The sequence below is a fragment of the Streptomyces sp. NPDC053069 genome (assembly GCF_044546895.1).
GTDB lineage: Bacteria > Actinomycetota > Actinomycetes > Streptomycetales > Streptomycetaceae > Streptomyces.
On the sequence record NZ_JBITZN010000001.1, the window covers coordinates 255,246 to 273,507 of the forward strand.

Consider the following 18,262-nt stretch of genomic DNA (forward strand, 5'->3'; position numbering starts at 1 on the left):
GCGTGCCAGACCCCGCGACGCCGGGATGATCCAAACGACACCCCCTGGCAGCGACGCCTGCGGGCGGCGGCGCTCCGTGCTGCCGCCCGCGGCGCTGCTGCCGTACCCCGGCGTGCGGAGCGGGCGGTCAGCCGGCCGACGAGGCTCCGCCGAGCCGGCTGAGCCGGGCAGCCGCGGTGATGGTGGCATGGATGTAGCGCTGCGGGGCTTCCGGCATGACGTCGACGGGCTTGAGCAGCAGGACAGCTCCCCAGATCGCACCGTCCCAGATGACGGGAGCGGCAACGGAGTTCCACTTCGCCATGCACTCCTCGCGTCCCAGTGCGTATCCCTGGTCACGGATGTCGGCGAGTGAGGCGAGAAGTTCGTCGCCGTCCCGGATGACGCCGGGGCCCGCCTCCTGCGGGACCGGGTCGGCGGCGACGCGCTCCTGGATCTGCGCGGGCAGATAGGCGAGGATCGTCCGGCCCGAGGCACCGGTGCGCAGCGACCGTGTGACGGAGAGGACGTCGCGCGGTGTCATGCCGAGTTCCACGAGGTCGGAATCGCCCACCGCCATGTCCAGGCACTGTCTGCCGGCTATGCCGAAGGGGGCCCTCATGTACAGGAAGACCAGCCCGCTGTCGGTCGCCTCCCGCAGGCCCCGCAGCACATGGGTGGCCTCGTCACCGGAGAGTTTGTCCTCGGAGAGCGCGTGGAGCCCCAGGTCGGCGACCGTGCTGCCGAGCTGGTACAGGCCCCGGTCGACCCGGACGAAGGTGCTGTTGTAGGTGCCGGCGGTCAGCATGCGGCCGGTGGTGGAGTCGTCGAGGTCGGCGGCCTTGGCGATCGCGGACAACCGGTGGGCACCGGGTCCCAGAGTGATGAACGCCTGCTGCACTCGCATGAAACGGTCGGCGTAACCGGTGCCGCTTCCGCGCTGCCCACTCATCAGCCGTACCCCCTTCGTCCCGCCCGCGTGCCCGTCGGTGGGAACGCAGCCGGCACCAAGACTATGGGTTGACCGTATCGAGGCTGAACTTGCCCATGCCGGCCCGCTTGTTGAGCATGTTGTGCGCCTTGGCCGCGTCGGCCAGCGGGAAGGTGCCACCGCTGACGATCCTGAGCGTGCCGTTGCCGACAGCGTCGAAGAGCTGCCTCATGGACGCCGTCAGCGGGAGCGTCCGGTCGGTGTACAGGTGGGGAAGCCAGAACCCGGCGGCGGTGATCGACTTCTGGAGCAGGGTGTGCACGGGGACGTCGGCGAGCTGCCCGCCGGCGAAGCCGTACACGGCGAGTCGGCCGCGCGGCGCCAGCACGTCGAGGGTCTGCTGCAGCGTCTTGCCGCCGGTCATCTCCAGCGCAGCGTGCACGGGGCCTCCTGCCGCGTCGAGGATCCGTTCCGCCAGGCCGTCCGCGTCGGAGGAGTCGACGGCCGCCACCGCACCGAGTTCCAGGGCCAGCCGGCGCTTCTCCGCCGTGCCGGCAAGAGCCACCACGCGGGCGCCCGCCTGTTGCGCCAGTTGGACGGCCAGCGAGCCCACGCCTCCGGCCGCGGCGGGAATGACGACCGTCTCCCCCTTGGTGATCCTGGCGACCGTGAAGAGGAGGTGGTACGCACTGTTCCCCTGCAGAGCCAGCGGCACCGCCTGTTCGTCGGTGATGCCGTCCGGGATCTCCCAGTGCAGCCTGCGGTGCACGGCGGCCTTCTCCGCGTAGCCGCCGCCCTGCGTCAGCGCCACGACACGCCTGCCGTCCGGCGTGGTGCCGACGACCTCGTTGCCGGGGATGTACGGCAGTCCGACCGGCGCGAGGTAGGTATTTCCCCGCACATGGACATCTGCGTAATTGACACCCGCGAGCCTCACATCCAGGAGGATCTGTCCACGCGCGGGTTCGGGATCGGGAACCTCTTCCAGTCGCAGAACCTCGGGTCCGCCGAATTCCCTCATGACAATCGCGCGCACGGTACTCCTATCGACACGGGCCGGATGCGTACGCCGACAGGCTAGGGCATCCGCGTACCGGTTCCGACCCGGGAACCGTGCCTCATACATATTTCTCACGAGCCGAGAAAGGGCCACCTATTTCTCGCTCCGCGAGAAGATTTAATGTCGAACTTCTCGTGAGGTGAGAAAGGGAAGGGAAGAGTTGCGTTCGTCCTTTCGATAGGGACATAGTGATGCCGCCCTCCTTGCTGCCGCGCACGTTCCTGACGGGGGATGCGACGGAACGGCCGGCAGCACGGGGGAGGAGGGCAACTCATCGTCCGGTCAGGTGCCGCTGCAACCAGTCGGCGGCGGCACGCCGGAAGAGCCGCCGGTTGTCGGCACGCAGAAAGTCGTGCCCCTCCTCGCGCAGCGTGAGCAGCTCGGCGGTCAGACCACGTTCACGTGCCGCCCGCACGAACTGTTCCGACTCCCCTGGCGGCACATTGGTGTCGTGTTCACCGTGCACGGCGAGAATCGGCGCGCGCAGCGCGTCGATGCGGCTCATCGGTGACAGGGCGTGCAGCAGTTCACGGTCGGCCACCGGGTGACCGTATTTGTTGGCCGCCGACTGGGCGATCCAGGGTTCGGTGCCCTCGAAGAACGTCGCGAAGTCGGACATGCCGCACACCGCCACGCCGGTGCGGAAAAGCTCCGGGTGCCAGACCAGAGAGGCGAACGTGAGATAGCCGCCGTACGAGCGGCCCATGACCGCCAGCCGGGCGGGATCGGCCGGGCCGGCCAGAACCGCGTGGGCGGCGCAGTCCGCCACGTCGTCGATCGCCGCGAACCGGCCCCTCCCCAGGTCCGCGTCGACGAACGACCTGCCGTATCCGGACGACCCGCGCACGTCGGGCGCGAAGACGTCCAGTCCCCTGCCCAGGATCTCGTGGTAGAGCGGGTCGAGGACGGGGCGCTCCTGGTCCTCGGGTCCGCCGTGCAGATGGATGACGCAGGGCGCCGGCTCCCCGGGGCCGCGCCCCGGAGCACGGTAGTACCAGCCGTTCAGCGGCAGCCCGTCCCGTGCGGTCGGACGGCGGTGGGCCGGTCGTACGGGCGGGCGGCCCGGGGGAACGGCGTCCTCGTCCCGTGACGACCACGGGGTGCGCACCGAGGTCACGCCCTCCGGGAGCCACCAGATGCCGGGGCGCCGCCGGGACCCCGACAGGGCCAGCAGCAGCCGGGGGCCGGCGTCCACGATGCGGGTGACCACCTCGTGGGGCAGGGGCACGGGCCGGGACGGACCGGTGGCGGGCCCGGCCGTACCGGACGCGTCCGTGTCGAGGACCTCGACCTCGCTCATGCCCCGGACGTTCCAGGCCAGTACGGCGGCACTGCCGTCGTGGACGCAGCGCAGCAGCTCCAGGTCGCAGTCCTCGCGCGAGGCCCCGACGGACCAACTGCGCGGCCGCCCTTCCGGGTCGAGTCCGGCGGCGAGGAGGACCGCGAACTCCCGGTGGGCGTTGCTGCGCAGCCACAGGGTGTCCGCGCGGGGTGAGAAGCTGCCGATCCACGGGTCGCCGTCGGCCACCGGCACCACACAGGTCGTCACGTGGTCGAAGGTGCGCAGCACGACGGCCTCACGCCGCCCGCGGGGCCCCCGGCGCAGCAGCGCCAGTCCGCCGTCCCGGCTGACATCGCACACGCGCAGCGTCGCCGCGTCCTGCTCGGTGGCGAGCAGGGCGGGGGCGGCCATGCCGTCGGGGTCGATGAGATAGGCCGACAGCCCGTCGCCGAAGCCGGCCGCGGGGGCGATGTGCGCCTCGCCCGGAGCACCCCGCTCGCGCGTGTCGACAGTGACGTGGGGCGACGGCACTCCGAGCCCGGCGTCCGTGGGATGTGCTGCACCGAGGAGTTCCGCATCGCCCATCCGGCGCTGCCAGTGCTCCGGCAGGCGACCGGCTGCCGGACCGGGGCCCTCCGGACCGGGCTCGGCCATGGTGTCCAGGGCGGGTACGGCGGTGGGCACCGCGACGGTGACCGCGACCGCCGATCCGTCGTGCGCCCAGCAGCCCAGATGGGCGGAGCTGCCCGGCTCGGCTCCGGCCAGGATGTGCCGGTCGGTGCCGTCGGGACGTACGCACAGCACCCTCATGTGCTCGCCACCGCCGGGGGCCACCGTGTAGGCGATCCAGCGGCCGTCGGGCGACCAGGACACCTCCCGGACCGGGTCCGGTCCGTCGTCGAGCAGACGTATCGCGTCGCCGTCGACGGGGCCCGCCCAGAGCTGGGGTACACCGCCGCGGTCGCAGATGAAGGCGACCTGTGTTCCGGCCGGGTCGGCCGAGGGGTACCAGCAGCCGTGCGCGATGAGCCGCGTCGTCGCGTCCCGCGGCCCGGAGGAGTCCGGCAGGGGAATGCGGGCGGGCGCGGCGAAGGCGGTGCCGTGGCCGTCCGAGGCCGGCGGAGGTGAGTCGGCGGTCAGGCGCGCGGCGGCAGGCCGCTCGGCAGTGGTCCGGTCCGTGCCCGGCGTGCGCCCCGTGAGGGGGTCGGTGGTCAGATTCCGTGCGTCTGCAGCCATATCTCCAGCAAAGCCACTTGCCACAGCGCGTTCGCTCCGCGCTTGGTGCGGTGTCGGTCGGGGGCCGCCAGCAGTTCGGCGACGTAGGAGTCCTGGAACAGCCCGCGCCGCTTCGCCTCCGGGGCGTTCAGTGCCTCACGCACCCTCTCCAGGACGGGTCCGGCCAGGTGGGTGATCGCCGGGACCGGGAAGTAGCCCTTGGGGCGGTCGACCACCTCCAGGGGCAGCAGTTTGCGGCCGCCCTCCTTGAGGACGCCCTTGCCGCCGTCGGCCAGCTTCAGCTCCGGCGGGCAGGCGGCCGCCAGCTCCACCAGCTCGTGGTCCAGGAACGGCACCCGGGCCTCCAGGCCCGAGTCCATGGTCATGTTGTCGACCCGCTTGACCGGATCGTCGACCAGCATGACATGGGTGTCGAGCCGCAGGGCGGCGTCCAGCGCGGTCTCGGCTCCCGGCACCGCCATGTGCTCCCGGACGAACCGGCCGGATACGTCGTCCGGCGGCAGCATGTGCGGCTGCAGCATGGCGGCGAGGTCGGCGTGCGGCCGGTCGAAGTACGTCTCGGCATACCTGTCCGGTTCCTCCTCGCGGGCCGCGGAGGCGAGGCGCGGATACCAGTGGTAGCCGGCGAAGACCTCGTCGGCGCCCTGCCCGCTCTGGACGACCTTCACGTCCCTGGCCACCTGCTCGGACAGCAGATGGAACGCGACCACGTCGTGGCTCATCATCGGCTCGCTCATCGCCAGGACGGCCGCGTCCAGGGCCGTCGACACCCGCTGCGAGGGAACCACCAGCTGATGGTGATCGGTGGCGAACTCCCTGGCGACCAGGTCGGAGTACCGGAACTCGTCCCCCTCGTCGCCGCCTTCCGACTCGAAGCCCACGCTGAACGTCGCCAGGTCCCGCTGTCCCTCGTCGGCCAGCAGGGCCACGATCAGGCTGGAATCCAGCCCTCCCGAGAGCAGGACACCGACCGGCACGTCAGCGACCATGCGGCGGCGTACGGCGGTCCGCAGGGTGTCCAGCACCGTGTCCCGCCACTCGGCGGGGCCCATCCCGGCGTGCTCGGGGCGGCGTGTGTAGGACGGCTGCCAGTAGCAGTGCTCCTCATAGGTGCCGTCCGGCTCGACGGTCCGCACGGTGGCCGGGGGGAGCTTGCGCACCCCGGCCAGAACGGTGCGGGGTGCGGCGACGGTCGCGTGCCAGCTGAGGTACTGGTGCACGGCGGCCGGGTCCAGTGAGGTGTCGACGTCCCCGGCCGCGAGCAGGGCGGGCAGCGTCGAGGCGAAGCGCAGCCGTCCGGGGGTCTCTGCCAGGTACAGGGGCTTGATGCCGAGCCGGTCGCGTACCAGGACCAGCCGGCCGGTCCGGTGCTCGACGAGGGCGAAGGCGAACATGCCGTAGAAACGGTCGACGCAGGCGGTCCCCCACTGCTGGTACGCCTTGAGGACCACCTCGGTGTCGGAAGTGGACCGGAACCGGTGGCCGAGGGCCTTGAGCTCCGCGCGCAACTCCTCGTAGTTGTAGATGCACCCGTTGAAGACGCCGGTGAGCTCCTGCTGGTCGTCGGTCATCGGCTGCGCCCCGTGCTCGGAGAGATCGATGATCTTGAGTCTGCGGTGCCCGAGGGCCACCGCGTCCCGCGCCCAGATCCCGTGGCCGTCGGGACCGCGCGCGGCGAGCCGTTCATTCATGCGCTCGACGGCCGCCAGGTCGGGCCGCGTGCCGTCGAAGCGCATCTCCCCGCTCAGACCGCACATCCGCGACCACCTCCCCGCTGCGCGTGCAGGTCGCGCGGGTTGCGCGGCGGTGCCGTGAGCAGGGGCCCGCCCGTCGGTGTGCCGGTCGGTATGTGGTCGTGACTGGTGGACACGGTGCTGTTTCCTTCGCGACGAGAGCGGACAGGGAACAAGGCGGCTGAACTCGTTGGTCGCGCCTCAGCAGCCGGCGATGCGTGCCGGGCGGGCCCCGGAGGCTTCGGCAGCGGGCCGCCCCGGGGAGGCGACGTGCCGGGCGGGGCCGGCACCGGGCCGCGGAGGCGGGTGGTCCTCGCCTCTGGTCTCCGCGATCGCCACATCCGTGCAGGCCAGCAGGTCCTCCTGCACGGCCGTGCGGCGCAGGCGGTGGGCGGCGCTGCCGGCCGCGAGCGCCCTCTCGGCAAGCTCTCGGACCGTGTGCCAGTCGCCGGCGGACTCCAGCGCGGGGCGCGCCCGTAGCAGCAGGCTGCGGACGACCTGGGCCGCGGGCGCCTCGTGCCGGCTTCCGGGATCGATCAGGGTCCCTTCCAGGCCCGACCGTGCGGCCCGCCAGGAAGCGGCACGCAGCCACTCGTGCCGGACGGCACAGGCGGGGACGTCCGTGGTGCCCAGCCGCTCATGGGCATCGGTCACCAGCGCGCGGAAGAGTGCGGCGATCAGCACGACCGTTTCCGCGCGGGGGCAGGCGTCGCAGATGCGCAGTTCAAGGGTCGGCTGGTGGGCGGAGGGCCGGATGTCGTAGTAGATCATTCCTGGGTCGCTGATGACGCCGGAGTCGACGAGGCACTGCACGGCCGCGTCGTACTCGGCGGCGTCGGCGAAGCACCCCGGCGGCCCCGAGGTGGGCCAGCGCTGCCACACCATGGTCCGCCAGCTGGCATAGCCGGTGTCGGCGCCCAGCCAGAAGGGCGAGCTGGCGGACAGGGCCAGCAGCACGTGCAGCCACGGCGACACCTCGCACATGACGCGTACCGCGAGGTCACGGTCGGGGGCGTCGACATGGACGTGGGTCCCGCAGATCAGTTGCTCGTCCGCGATCATGCGGTACTCGTCGACCATACGGCGGTAGCGGTGGCCGGGGGTGGGACGGATGTCCGCCGTGCGGGCCAGTGGCACCGTTCCGGCGGCCACCACGGCCAGCCCGTGAGCGGTCGCTGCGGCGTCGAGCCGGCGCCTGGTGCGGATGACATCGCCGTACAGGCCGTCCAAAGACGTGTGCACCTCACTGTTCGACTCCACCGTCGCCTGCTGCAACTCGGTCGTGAAGGTCCGCTCGGGCAGCTCTTCCAGCACGGTGTCGGCTCGGGGCACGAGCAGACCCGTCTCCACCTCGACGATGTGGAACTCCTCTTCCACTCCGATGCGAAGGGTCACGGCACTCCTCGGATGACGGGCGGGCACCCGCCCCACCGGTCCACCGGCGGCGGGCTGTGCACCTCCGACTTCCCACCCAGCCCATTACTAAGCAAGGGGTGCTCTATCGAGGCATGGGCATCACAGATGAGCGGGGGGCTCCGCAAGGCGGCCGGTGTGCGGTCGGCCCTGAGTACGCGTACTCAGGCAGCACCAGCTGCGCACCGACACAATCGTCGCCATGAACAGATCTTCGACGGGTGGCATGGCATGGACATGCATATGAGCCTGCGGCGCGCGATGGTACCCGCACTGCTCGGAGCCCTGCTGCTCACGCTGCTGCTGTGGTGGGCGGGAGCGAGCGCGCCGGCACTGCAACTGCGCGGCGCCACCAACGTGTTCGACGTCCAGTCGGCGGGCGAACTCCGGCGTTGGCTCACGCCCTGGTCGTACGATCCCGCGACGGCGCTGCTCTACGACGGGCCCGCGGGCGCCGGTTCGACCGGGGACGCCGCCGTGAGCGCGGGCACCCAGTACGCCGATCTGTACCGTACCGCGATGCAGATCAGGTTCGTGACGGTCTTCCTCGTCTTCCTGGCGGGCGCGCTGCTCGTGATCCGCAGGATTCCACCGACGCAGGGACGTACGCCGGCCACTCTGCTCGCACTGTGGGCCTGGGGCCCGGTGGCCGGAACGCTGGCCGTGACGGCCTCCGCGCCGTGGCTGATCGCGTCCCGGGGGCACGGCAGCTACAGGATCCTGCCGCAGCTTGCGGGGGTGATCGCGTCGAGCGGGCCGGTCGTGGTGGCCGCAGCGCTGTTGACCGCCGTGCTCACGGTGCTCGTGGCGCGTGTCGGCGCGAGGGCTGCGGACCCGCTGCCCCGGCGGAGTGTGCCGCCGCGTATCGCCCGCCTGGCCGCGAGCGCCGGGACCGCGGTGATCGCACTGTCGCTGGTGGTCCTGTCGTACGGATCGGTGGCGGCCGGGATCCAGACGGCGTTCAGCGGTGCAGGACTGCTGTCCGAGCCCGGCGACCTGCTGCGGCAGTGGCTGCTGCTCGGCGCCTGGACGGGCCCGTCGACCACGCCGCTCGGTCACTGGCTGCTGTACCGGGCCGCTGATGTGGTCATGCTGGCGGTGGTGTGGTGGGCACTGCGCCTGCTTCCCGGCCTGCTCACCCGGATGACGGTGCCGGCGATGGCGGTGGGTGCGGTCTGCGCGACCGTGCTGGGACTGCTGGCGAGCCAAGTGCTGCACATGACGATGGACGACACTGTCGGCGTGTGGGGACCTGTGCATCTGTTCTCCGGGCTCGGCGACGGCGTCCCGGCCGCACTCACCTTCGGTACGGCGGCGGGGACGGCGGCCCTGGCGACACTGCGGCTGGCCGGGGGCCAGGACGCCGGCCCATCACCCCGGTGAGGAACGGGGGTTGCCCCGTCGGCACGCCGATCGCCTTTCTCCGCCTCCGACTTCGGCCGGGCCGCCACCGTCCCCCGCACAAGACCTCGTCCACGGCGCCTGGCAGTGGCTGCTCGCGCAGGCATCGCCCCCCACAGCGGGTGCACCCTGTGATGTCTCAGGTTCACGCGCGGGCTCGTGTGCTCTTCACTGATGGCGAGAAGACAGCAACTCGACCTCACGGGGGTACACATGCACAGCAGGAAGCGCATCCTGGCAGCCGGCCTGGCCACGGCGGTCTCCGCCGTGGCCCTCTCCGTCGCCGGTGTGGCGGTTCCGGCCGAGGCCGCTGCTCAGGGGACCGTCGACTGCGACGGCTGGGTGCACAACAACGATCCGAACGTCGGCATCGCGGGCTGCGAGAACAACACCGACCACGCCATCACGTTCCGGGCCGAGATCGTCTGCGGCTGGGCCCCGGACGTCTCCGGCAACTGGGTGACGCTGAACCCGGGACAGTACGGCGAGTCCACGGGTTCCTGCGCGTTCTACAGCACGGGGGTCGGCAGCGTGGGCTGGACCATCCAGTGACGCCCAGGTGTCGGGGCGCCGTCAGTCAGCACTGGGGGGCCGCTGCTTCACCGTACCGTCCACGTCAGTGAGGTGGTCGCCTCGGCCCGGACCCCAGGGTCACGTATGGCCGTCGTGTCGTCGGTGACGGTCGCCGTGACCTTGTGGCCGTGGCCCCGGACGCCCAGTTGGTGCGGCGTCACCGACAGGTCGCCCGTGGCCGACGGTACCTGCCTGCCGTCGACGTACCAGGTCAGTTCCGGGTCGGCGAGGCCGGTCAGCGGCGCGAGGCACACCGTGATCCGGCGCTTTTGCCCGATGGGCCGGGATGTCGGGAGGGAGGAGGTCAGCGCGTCCGCGTCGGCGTAGAAGCCGGCGATCATCGTCTCCCGGCCGACGACGCTGAACTCGGTCGAGGCCAGGGAGCGCATGAGGGACGTCTCGGTCGGGCGGTAGACGCCCGCCTCGTAGTAGCCCCCGCCCTCGTACGTGCCCACGGCCGAACCGGTCGGGTCCTGGGCCCCGAGCCAGCGGTACCACTTCGTCGTACCCAGGTCGCGGTGGAGGGTGAGGTTGGCGGTGGCCGGTTCCTCGGCGGAGGGATACGTGCCGTAGCCCGCGTATTGGTACTCGTCGGCCAAGTGGCCTATGGAGTGGCCGAGTTCGTGGGCGCCTATGAGGTACGACCTGTCGTTGTCGGACGACATCGTCGCCACCCCGTGAAAGGTGGAGCCCGACGGCAGGTCGGCGGCGGAGTAGCCCGCACCGCCGTACTTGGCGGAGTGGGCGATGACGAAGACGATGTCGGCGTCCGGTGCCAGGCCGGCGTACTGAGCGACCTCGTCGGTGTCGACGCACAGGAGGCGTTCGATGCCGTCGCAGAAGAAGGAGGAGCCCAGCGCGGTGTCCTTCACGACGTCGGCCGCCGGGTCGCCGGAGACGCCGGACTCGTGGGAGACGGCGTTGACCAACCAGACGTTGAACAGGCCCCGGTAGCTCCGGTACGGCTCGACACCAAAGATCGCGTCCAGCTTCGCCTCGGCGTCGGCGGCGAACTCGCCCTGTTCGTCGGCTGTGTAGCCGTCGCCCATCACCACCAGATCGAGCCGCCCGGACACCGGTCCCGTGCGCTGGAGTGCTGTCACCGCCGGGATGGTGCCTGTCAGGCCCGGCGCGGGGCGGGCGGTCCGGTCGAGGGCGCTCGCCGGGACGGTCACCTGGCGGGGCTCGGCCCGGGGTCCGGGGAAGTACTCGACGTGCTGAGTGCGAACCGAGGGGGCGGCCGCCTCGGCCGCCCCTGAGTTCACTCCGCCGACCAGCGCCGCCGCGGCGGCAAGGACAGCCACGGCAGCGGTGGTCCAGCGCATACGCGCTCTTGCGGGATGCGGCACGGCAACCCTCACTTAAGTATCCAGTTAAGTAGATTTAATGGCGCGCTTAATGTAGAGGCCCGTGCTTCAACCGGCAAGCGTTTCTTCATGGTTGACGCGTCGCCGGGGTCGTCTCATACGCGCCGAGGGCTCTGCTCAGGAGAGTTGCCGGCCAGGCTCGCCCGTTCCCGGATCGCCGTCCGCGCCGGTGTCCGCCGGAACGACCTGCTCCGTCCAGATGATCTTGCCGGTCGCCGTGTAGCGAGTGCCCCACCGGTGGGCCAGCTGGGCCACGATCAGCAGGCCCCGCCCTCCCTCGTCGGTGGTCCGTGCATGGCGCAGGCGCGGTGAGGTACTGCTGGCGTCGGAGACCTCGCAGATCAGGGCACGGTCCCGGATCAGGCGGAGACAGACCGGTCCGGCCGCATGACGGATGGCATTGGTGACCAGTTCGCTGACGATGAGCTCCGTGGTGAACGTCAGATCGGGCATGCCCCACTCCGTCAGCTGCCGGGCGGCGAGGCTGCGGGCGTGCGCGACGGCTGCCGGATCGCTGGGCAGGTCCCAGGAGACGACCCGGTCGCGGGCAAGGACCCGGGTCCGGGACAGGAGCAGGGCCGCGTCGTCGGACGGCGGAGCGGTCAGCAGATCGTCGATCACCGTGCGGCCGGTCTCCTCCAGCGTCGGCCGGGGCACCGCAAGGGCGGCACGCAGCCGGGAGAGTCCGGCGTCGATGTCCCGGTCGAAGGACTGGATGAGGCCGTCGGTGTAGAGCGCGATGAGGCTGCCCTCGGCCAGCTCCAGCTCTACGGACTGGAAGGGGAGGTAGCCGAGGCCGAGTGGTGGTCCGGCGGGCAGATCCAGGATGTCGGCACCGCCGCCCGGGCCGACGATCACCGGCGGGAGGTGACCTGCCCGGGCCAGGGTGCACCGCCTGCTGACCGGGTCGTAGACGGCGTACAGGCAGGTGGCACCCATGAACGCGGTGCCCGCGGCCTCATCCTGGGTCGCCGCCGAGGCGTCGCCGCCGTGCGCCCCCATGAGGCCGATGACCAGGTCGTCCAGATGGGCCAGCAATTCGTCCGGGGAGAGATCGAGATTGGCGAGCGTACGCACCGCGGTGCGCAGACGCCCCATCGTCGCCGCGGCGTTGATGCCGTGCCCGGCCACGTCCCCGACGACCAGCGCGACCCGGGCTCCGGACAGCGGAATCACGTCGAACCAGTCGCCACCCACCCCACTGGGGACATCCGCCGGGAGATACCAGGACGCCACCGCCAGCGCGGAGCCTCCCGTCAGTTCCTGCGGCAGCAGATAACGCTGCATGGAACGGGCCGCGGTGCGCTCGCGGGTGAAACGACGCGCGTTGTCGATGCACACCGCCGCGCGGGAGACGAGTTCCTCGGCGAGACGTACGTCGTCGTCCTCGAAGGGGCCCCGCCGCCGGGACCGGGCGAACGTCGCCGCGCCCAGGGTGACGCCACGTGCCCGCACCGGGAGCACCATCACCGAGCGGAAGTCGAAGTCGCGGAAGGAGGCACCCAGCGATTCGTCCTCGGTCACCCACGGGCTGGCGTCGCGGTCCAGGATCCGTTCCACCAGGGTCCTGCTCTCCAGCAGACAGCGGGTCACGGGCGACGAGGCGGCACGCCGGACCGTTTCGCCCACGTTCAGACTCGCCTCGGGACAGCCCTCGCGCACCGACTGCTGTCCGGCCCGCCGGATGACGGGCGACATGCCGACCGGCCCGGGCGCCGGTTCCTCGCCCCTCATGACCGAGTCCAGCAGGTCCACGGCGACGAAGTCGGCGACGGACGGCACGGCGTCGTCGGCCAGTTCCTGGGCGGTCCGCGTCACGTCCAGGGTGCTGCCGATGCGGGTGGCGGCGTCGTTGAGCAGGGCCAGTCGTTCCTGGGCCCGCCAGCGTTCGGTGACGTCGATGACCATGTACCAGACACCGACGTTCCGGCCGTGGCGGTCCTTCATCGCGAAGAAGGACGCCGAGATCGCACGGCCGGCGTCGGGGTCCGTGCCACCGAAGCCGCGGTATTCGAAGTCCATCACCGGGGCGCCGGTCTCCAGGACCCCGCGCATCTTCTCCTCGAAGGCCGCGGCCTCCGTCTCCGGCAGCACGTCCGCCATCCGCCGGCCCAGCCGCTGTTCGAGGGGGATCCGGCGGTCCAGGGTTTCGTTCACCCAGACGTACCGCAGGTCCGTGTCGAGGACGGCGATGCCGACCGGCGCGTGGGCGAGGAAGGGCGTGAGCGTCAGCTGGCTCACCCCGCCGCCCGGCATCCGCCAGAAGGCCCGTTTGGGAGGCCGGCCGACGAACCTGCCGAAGACCAGTGCGGCGACCGTGGCGGTCAGGACGCCCGGGACCATTTCATAGATGCCCGACTCGAAGGGACCGAGCAGCGGATTGATCTTCTTCCACAGCAGCACCGTGGTCGCGCCCGAGATGATCCCGGCCATGGCTCCCGCCCAGGTCATGCGCGGCCAGTACAGCGAGAGAAGGACGACCGGTCCGAACGCGGCACCGAAGCCCGCCCAGGCGTAGGCGACGATGCCCAGCAGCCCGCCGCCCCTGAGCGCGATCGCGAAGGCCACCAGAATCACGGCGACGACGGCGGCGCGACCGGCCCAGACCAGTGTCCTGTCCGAGGCGTGCCGGTTGAGGAACGCGCGGTAGAAATCCTCGGTGAGAGCGACCGACGACACAAGGAGCTGGCTGTCCGCGGTCGAGATGATCGCGGCCAGTACGGCGATCAGCATCACGCCGGCACCCCAGGGATTGAACAGGGTCCGGCTGAGAGTGAGGTACACCGTCTGCGGGTCGTGCAGCGGCGTGCCGGTCCGGGCGATGCCCACCAGGCCGACGAGGGTGGCGCCGGCGAGTACGACGATGACCCATCCGGTTTCCAGACGGCGGGCCGCGGGGATGGCGTCGGTGCTGCGGATGCCCATGAAGCGGGCGAGGATGTGGGGCTGGCCGAAGTAACCGAGCCCCCAGGCGAGCAGCGAGACGATCGCGACGGCACCGAGCGGCCCGCCGGCCGACCACCGCCCGTCCGCGAAGTCGACCTTGGCACCCATGTCCAGCAGGCCGGGGGTCTTGCTGTCGAGGGCGTCGCGCAGTGCCCCGAACCCGCCGAGCGCCCCGATGCCGACGACGGGGAGCACGAGCAGGGCGAGGAACATCAGCGTGGCCTGCAGCACGTGCGTCAGACTCACGGCGAGGAAGCCGCCCAGGCACGAGTAGACGACGATCACCAGGGCGGTCAGGGTCACCCCGAGCCCGAAGCTGACTCCGAAGATGTGCCCGAACAGTACGCCTCCGGCCACCAGCCCGCTGGCGACGTAGACGGTGAAGAACAGGAGGGTGACCGCCGCCGAGACCATCCGGAGCATCCGGGTGCGGTCCTCGAACCGCTCCTCCAGATAGGCCGCCAGGCTCACGGCGTTTCCGGCGCGCTCGGTGTAGGTGCGCAGCCTCGGCGCGACGAACAGCCAGTTGAGGTACGTACCGATGACCAGACCGGCCGCGATCCAGCTGGCGCCGACACCGGCCGCGTACACCGCTCCGGGAAGAGCGAGGAAGAGCCAGCCGGACATGTCGCTGGCTCCGGCGGACAGGGCGGCGACGAACGCGCTGAGCCTGCGGCCCCCCAGGGCGAAGTCGGCGAAGGTGTGAGTGCGGCTGTAGGCCCAGAAGCCTGTTGCGATCATGACGGCCACATACAGAAGGAATGTGGCCACGATCGGCGCACTCAAGTCGATCATGTCGTCCTCGCCTGCGAGGTTCCCGAGCATGGGCGCGACCGTCGCATGCCTGACAGCCGCGACTCTTCGTATACAAATGTACAGATTCCGGCCACGGCCGGCCGACAGCTCCGTCCGGGTCGGACGTGCTCAGGACTGGGCTCGGGCGATGAGCAGCGCGACGTCGTCCTCACCCCCGGGCGAGCGCAGGGTTTCCAGGATGCGGTCGCAGGTGTCCTCCAGATCGTGGCCGCGTGTCGCCGTGAAGGCGTCGAGGAGGGAGTGCAGCCGACTGTCGATGGGTTCACTCCGGGTTTCGACCAGGCCATCGGTGTAGAGGGCCAGCTCGTCGCCGGGGCGGAAGGGGATGGTGGTGGCCTCGAAGGGCACTCCGCCGACCCCCAGCGGTGCACCGGTGGGGAGGTCGAGAAGCTGCGCCGCGTGGCCGACACGCATCAGGGCCGGGGGCAGGTGGCCGGCGAGGCAGATCTCGCACTGCCCCCGGTGGGGGTCGTAGACGCAGTAGATGCAGGTGGTGATGGTCTGCTCGACACCTTCGGTCAGGTGATCGAGGTGACGCAGGGCCTCGGCGGGGGCGAGGGCGAGTTCGGCGAAGGCGCGGGCAGCGCTGCGGAGTTGGCCCATGGTGGCGGCGGCTTTGATGCCGCTGCCCATGACGTCCCCGACGACCAGGGCGGTTCTGTCACCCCGGAGAGGTATGGCGTCGTACCAGTCACCGCCGATCTCGCTGGTGACGCCGGCGGGCTGGTATCGGCAGGCGACCTCCAGACCGGGCAGGCGCGACGGGGGGTCGGGCAGCAGGCTGCGCTGGAGAGTGAGGGCCGCTTGGCGCTGGGCCTGGTATCCGCGGGCGTTGTCGATGCACACTGCGGCCCGGGCGGCCAGCTCCCAGGCCAGGAGCGCGTCGTCGTCGTCGAAAGGTGCGGGGTTGCGGGTGCGTTTGAGGTCCAGGGCGCCGAGGACTTCGCCCCGGGCCATGAGCGGTACGGCCAGGTAGGAGTGAACGCCGGCCGCCGCGAGCAGGGCCGCGGCCTCGCCGTGTCGGGCGATGCGCTCCAGATCCCGAGGGGTGGTGTGGGGCACCAGGACCGGCTCCCGGGTGCGTACGCACTGGGTGATCAGGCGGTCTACGGCGTAGGAGGCGCGTCCCCCTGGCGGGTCGGCCGCGCGGACCGCCTCGGTGGCGTGGACCGCATGAACGGCAAGGGCGCGGAAGAGGGCCGGCCCCTCGTGTGGCGCCATCCGGCCGTCGAGGGCGCTGTCGAGTACGTCCACGGCTGCCACATCGGCCAGGTCCGGCACCACTACGTCGGCAAGCTCTCGTGCGGTCGTTTCCAGATCGAGGGTGGTACCCACGCAGGCGGATGCCCTGGCGATCAGTGTCAGCCGTTGCCGGGCCTGTGCCGCCTCGGCAGCGGCTTGATGCCGCTCGGTGACGTCGATGACGGAATAGGCCAGACCCAGCACCCGCCCGGCGGAATCCTCCAGCCGGTAGTACGAGACGGACCAGGCGTGCTCGTGCTCCGGATCGTTGGGAGGCCGGCAGACGATGTCCCGGTCCACCACCGACTCGCCCGTCTCCAGGACACGCCGCAGACGGGCCTCGGGGTTCGTGTCCAGGAAGCTCAGGACTTCGCCGGCCGACCGGCCCAGACGCTCGGCGGCGGACTGACCGGTGATGCGTTCGAGAGCAGGATTGACGGCCAGGTACCGCAGGTCGGGGTCGAGGATGGCCAGCCCGACCGGGGACTGGGACACCAGACGCATGGCCAGGGCGGCATCTCGCTCGACCCGCTCCACGGCGGCCTGGTCCGCGGCAAGGCCCAGGGCGTAGACGTCACCGAGCTCGTCCAGCAGCCGCATGTTGCGGAACTCCACCAGACGGGTGCTGCCGTCCTTGTGCCGGATCGGGAACGCCCCGGCCCAGTCGGTGCCGGATTCCATCACCTCGGCGAACAGCTTGATCACCGCGTCCCGGTGTTCCTCGTGGACCGTCAGCCGAGCCGCGTCCCGACCCAGCGCTTCCGCCGCGGTGTAGCCGAAGAGTTCCTCGGCCTTCGGACTCCAGAAGACCACCTGACCCTGCGCATTCAGGACCACCGCGGCGACGCTGAGCAGATCGAGCAGGCCGCTGGGCGGCGCGGCGGAAGCGGCCGCTGACCGGCCGTCGCCTGCTCGGGAGGAGTCCGTCGTGCCCATGCCTCATTTTCCTTCCCGCTCGGCGCCTTGCTCGTACGCCGTACCGGCGGGCGTGCTGCCTTCATCCATCGTCGGCCCAGACCGGGGCAGCACACACCTGGACCGAGGACTGAGACGCCGGGACTCACCTACGCGGAGCCCTCTGCGGAGCCCTCTTGAACCGCGGGGCGCCTGCAGCGGACGGCGACGGCCGCGATGTCGTCGTCGAGCCGTCCGCCGCTGTAGTGGAGCAGGTCTTGGTGCAGCCGGTCCAGCAGCTCACGGGGCGCTGCCGAGCCGAGCTGCCGCATCCACTCCGGCAGCGGGAAGAACGCGCCGGCGCGGTCCCGGGTCTCCGTCACTCCGTCGGTGTAGAGCAGCATCTGGTCGCCCGAGGCGAAGGCGACGGTGTCGACGTTGTAGTCGTCCCCGAGGAGCGCCGCGAGGTTGAGGGGCGGAGAGGGGACGGTGGGGTCCAGGACGCACACCTCTCCGCTGCGCATCAGCAGGGGCGGGGGGTGGCCACAGTTCAGGATCTTCACATGCCCACTGCCGTACGGGATCTCGGCGATCAGAGCGGTGGCGAAGTGCTCGGGCTGATCCGGGTCGAGGAGCGCGACGCTGTAGCGGCACATGCTGGTCTCCAGGCGATGGATGATGCCCCTCAGGTCGGGCTGGTCGTACGCGTTCTCCCTGAAGCAGTTGATCACCGCCGAGGCCGCCCCCACCGCCGACAGGCCTTTGCCGCGCACGTCACCGATGAGCAGCCGGACCCCGTACGGCGTGTCCGCCACCTCGTAGAAGTCGCCTCCGATCCGGGCCTGCTCCTGGGCCGCGAGATACAGCGACTCGATGTCGACGTCCTGGACGCGGCGCGGCAGCGGGCGCAGCAGCACCTGCTGCGCCGCGTCGGCGACCAGCCGGATCTGGAAGAGTGTCTCCTCCCGCTGGAGCCGGAGGTGGCTCGTGTAGGCGGCCGCCAACGTGACCGCGACGATCGCAGCCGCCGTGTAGGGCGTCCCCAGATCGGAGTAGACGAGGCTGAGCCCGATCATGGCCAGCAGGCAGAACGCCCCCAGCACGATCGTCGGCAGCACGGGCCACATCGCGGCGGCGAGAGCGGGAGCGGCGGGCAGGAGACGGCTGAACGCGATCTCCCGGGGGGTGGCGAAAGCCAGGCCGGTGATGAGAACGGTCAGAACCACAGGGGACAGCAGTACGGTTTCGCGTCGGCCACCGTACGGAGGGCGGTGGCGCCGAGGCCGTCCTGTCCTGATCACAAAAGATATCCTATCGGGGCATAACGGGCTTCGGTGTGGTCGGCGGAGCGGAGGGCGCCGAGTACGCGCGCGAACGACGAACCGACCG

General features: G+C 70.9%; 11 protein-coding genes. 2 read left to right on the plus strand and 9 right to left on the minus strand.

Annotated features, from left to right (window positions below; translation table 11 throughout):
• Nucleotides 1–127: 127 nt before the first annotated feature.
• From ACIGXP_RS01175 to ACIGXP_RS01195, 5 genes are all read right to left on the minus strand, one after another.
• Complete coding sequence (locus ACIGXP_RS01175) at nt 128–931, minus strand: IclR family transcriptional regulator C-terminal domain-containing protein (RefSeq protein WP_399762776.1); 804 nt, start codon at nt 929–931, stop codon at nt 128–130.
• Nucleotides 932–992: 61 nt separating this feature from the next.
• On the minus strand, nt 993–1,946 hold the full coding sequence (locus ACIGXP_RS01180; RefSeq protein ID WP_399762778.1) for a zinc-binding alcohol dehydrogenase family protein: 954 nt from the start codon (nt 1,944–1,946) through the stop codon (nt 993–995).
• Nucleotides 1,947–2,241: 295 nt separating this feature from the next.
• Nucleotides 2,242–4,488 carry a S9 family peptidase gene (locus tag ACIGXP_RS01185; RefSeq protein ID WP_399762779.1) on the minus strand — a complete coding sequence of 749 codons (2,247 nt, stop codon included), beginning with the start codon at nt 4,486–4,488 and terminating at the stop codon, nt 2,242–2,244.
• A complete protein-coding gene (locus tag ACIGXP_RS01190; RefSeq protein ID WP_399762781.1) occupies nt 4,464–6,245 on the minus strand; it encodes an N-acetylglutaminylglutamine amidotransferase in 1,782 nt (593 codons plus the stop codon). Before ACIGXP_RS01190 ends, ACIGXP_RS01185 begins: the two co-directional genes overlap by 25 nt.
• Nucleotides 6,246–6,422: 177 nt before the next feature.
• A complete protein-coding gene (locus tag ACIGXP_RS01195; protein ID WP_399762782.1) occupies nt 6,423–7,616 on the minus strand; it encodes a glutamate--cysteine ligase in 1,194 nt (397 codons plus the stop codon).
• Nucleotides 7,617–7,877: 261 nt separating this feature from the next.
• Between ACIGXP_RS01195 and ACIGXP_RS01200 the strand changes: the two genes are divergently transcribed.
• Together ACIGXP_RS01200 and ACIGXP_RS01205 are read left to right on the plus strand one after the other, a co-directional pair.
• Entirely contained in the window at nt 7,878–9,017 is a 1,140-nt protein-coding gene (locus tag ACIGXP_RS01200) for a hypothetical protein (RefSeq protein WP_399762784.1), read from the plus strand.
• A 231-nt stretch (nt 9,018–9,248) separates the two neighbouring features.
• Nucleotides 9,249–9,587: a hypothetical protein gene (locus ACIGXP_RS01205; protein WP_399762785.1), complete on the plus strand. Its 339-nt coding sequence runs from the start codon at nt 9,249–9,251 to the stop codon at nt 9,585–9,587.
• Between the two features lie 47 nt (nt 9,588–9,634).
• Here the strand turns inward: ACIGXP_RS01205 and ACIGXP_RS01210 are convergent, their stop codons facing one another.
• The 4 genes from ACIGXP_RS01210 to ACIGXP_RS01225 all read right to left on the minus strand — a co-directional run bounded on the left by ACIGXP_RS01210 (nt 9,635) and on the right by ACIGXP_RS01225 (nt 18,099).
• The gene (locus tag ACIGXP_RS01210) at nt 9,635–10,933 is read right to left on the minus strand and encodes a M64 family metallopeptidase (protein ID WP_399762787.1); all 1,299 of its coding nucleotides are present in this window, start codon (nt 10,931–10,933) and stop codon (nt 9,635–9,637) included.
• A 159-nt stretch (nt 10,934–11,092) separates the two neighbouring features.
• Nucleotides 11,093–14,716: a sodium/proline symporter PutP gene (gene putP / locus ACIGXP_RS01215; protein WP_399763515.1), complete on the minus strand. Its 3,624-nt coding sequence runs from the start codon at nt 14,714–14,716 to the stop codon at nt 11,093–11,095.
• A 129-nt stretch (nt 14,717–14,845) separates the two neighbouring features.
• Nucleotides 14,846–16,915 (minus strand): SpoIIE family protein phosphatase, encoded by a 2,070-nt coding sequence (locus tag ACIGXP_RS01220; RefSeq protein WP_399762789.1) that lies wholly within the window; start codon nt 16,913–16,915, stop codon nt 14,846–14,848.
• 128 nt (nt 16,916–17,043) lie between these two features.
• Entirely contained in the window at nt 17,044–18,099 is a 1,056-nt protein-coding gene (locus ACIGXP_RS01225; RefSeq protein ID WP_399762790.1) for a PP2C family protein-serine/threonine phosphatase, read from the minus strand.
• Between the last annotated feature and the right edge of the window lie 163 nt (nt 18,100–18,262).